The organism is Algoriphagus sp., assembly GCF_024642405.1.
Classification (GTDB): domain Bacteria; phylum Bacteroidota; class Bacteroidia; order Cytophagales; family Cyclobacteriaceae; genus Algoriphagus.
In genome coordinates, this window is the sequence record NZ_JAHEBC010000503.1 from 1 (window position 1) to 2,121 (window position 2,121).

Annotated in this window: 1 protein-coding gene; it reads left to right on the forward strand. The window is 37.5% G+C overall.

Annotated features, from left to right (window positions below):
* Positions 1 to 230: 230 nt before the first annotated feature.
* Positions 231 to 2,021 carry a DUF1080 domain-containing protein gene (locus Q0L68_RS19880; RefSeq protein ID WP_296705983.1) on the forward strand — a complete coding sequence of 597 codons (1,791 nt, stop codon included), beginning with the start codon at positions 231 to 233 and terminating at the stop codon, positions 2,019 to 2,021.
* The last annotated feature ends 100 nt before the right edge of the window (positions 2,022 to 2,121 follow it).

Below are 2,121 nucleotides of genomic sequence, written 5' to 3' on the forward strand. Positions count from 1 at the left end.
AAGAAAGTTCTAAGTATTTAATTTGATTAATTCTGATGAGACATAATTTCTATATGCATCTCTAGCGATAGAATAAATAAAAGTTGAATTTCAAGTGTATATTTAGGATTCAAAAATTCGCTGGAAAAGTCTTTTTTCAAAATTCAGCTTGCTTTCATTCAAAAGGAAAGTAGTTTATGAAGCTTAAAAAGAAACAGTATTTATATTAAAATCAATCAATTATTAAACCTATGCTTTTGAAACCCAGATTGCTTGGGCTAGGAATGGCTTTGGCTATTGCAGCACCAACTTTCAGCTTGCAGGCTCAAACGGTATCTAAACTTTCCCTCGACTCCTTTACAAATAATAAAGGGAGTTGGACAGAAGTTGGAGAAGTTTGGTCCGAACTTTCTCCAAAAGATCACAATTTAATTTCAGATGGAGATGGAACAATTTTATTGAATGCTCCGGCAAAGAGAAAACCAGGTTCAGATATTATTTCATCTGAGAAATTCGGGGATGTCGAATTGAAAATGGTTTACATGATGGCGGAAGGCTCTAATTCGGGCATATATCTTCAAGGTCAATATGAAGTCCAATTATTGGACAGTTGGCAGGAAACCAATCCGAATTCAGGAAGTAATGGAGGAGTCTATGAGCGTTGGGATGAATCCAAACCTGATGGTCAGAAAGGTTATCAAGGATATGCTCCAAGGCAAAATGCAAGTAAAGCTCCAGGAATATGGCAAACTTTGGAAGTAGCTTTTCAGGCGCCAAAATTTTCGACCAAGGGAGAAAAAACCCAGAATGCCAAGTTCCGATATATTCGATTAAATGGAGTGACAATTCATGAAAACCTAGAAGTTTTTGGCCCAACCCGGGGAGCTTTATTAGAAGAGGAATTAGCAGAAGGTCCTATTCGAATTCAGGGAGATCATGGCTCCGTAGCAATCAAATCATTGGAGGTAAAAAGATTGGATTTGAGTGCTCCGGAGATTAAGAATATTAATTTTTCTGTCTATTCAGGTTCTTTTTCTGAATTTCCAGAATCTGATCTCAAAGCAGTGAAATCTGGAAATCTTGAATCCTTTGATGATTTTAATTCGGGTGTTGCTGGATCCACATTAACCAAATTCACTGGCATGTTGAATATCAAAGAAAGTGGGAATTACACTTTTGATTTAGATGTCCCAAGAGGTTTAGGAGCTATGGTTATTGGAGATAATACTTCTCCTTTAGAACTTAAAGAAGGAAGAGTAAGAGTTGAAAAGGCAATGGCTTCGGGAGATGTTCCTTATACTATTTGGGTTTCCAAACCAAGAGATTGGACTGTTCAAGGATTTAATTTTTCGGCAAGTGCTGACGGACTATGGCCCATTGTATTGAGTGAACCGGTCATGTCCTACAATAATTCCGCAGACCCAATTTGGGTAAAAACCGATGAAACACCAGTTTTAAGAAGTTTTGCAGAGCTACCAAATAGAACAAAGCTCTCTCATGCCGTTTCAGTTTCTTCTGAATATGGGATTCATTTTACTTATGACTTAGAAACGAATCAATTGATTAGAGTATGGAGAGGGGGTTTTTTGGATGCAACTCCCATGTGGAATAGTAGAGGTAATGGTGTTTCAAGACCACTGGGTGCTGTGACGGAATTGAGTTTAGACAATCCGCTATTACTTACCAATTCTTATCAAGCTTCTGATATTGCTTTGAAAGGAACAGGGTATCAAATCTTAGGAAATGGCGATGTGGAATTTGGTGCCAAATCTGAATCGGGTGCCATTTTAAAAGACCATATCAAGTTAATGGAAACAGGAAAAGGAATTCTTAGAGAAATGGAGATTTCCGGAGTTCCTCAAGGTTTTCAAGTTAAAATTGCGCCGGGCAGCTCTTTGAAAAAAGTTTCTAAAACGCATTATCTCATAGAAGATACAGGAGCTTATCTGGAAGTGTTGACAGAGGATGTTGAACCTCAAATTGGGGCTGAAGGTATTTATCTTCCATTCAATTCAAAGTTGAGCTATGTTTTATTGTTCTAATCCGAGCCTGATGAAAATGAAAAAAATGACTATTAATAAATTGTTTCTTGGGGTATTGTGCTTTGGATTAGCTTTCTCCTCATTCGCACAGGAATCACCT

Coding starts and splice junctions, on each gene's coding strand:
- Q0L68_RS19880 (WP_296705983.1), top strand. CDS start 231: ATGCTTTTGAAACCCAGATTGCTTGGGCTAGGAATGGCTTTGGCTATT.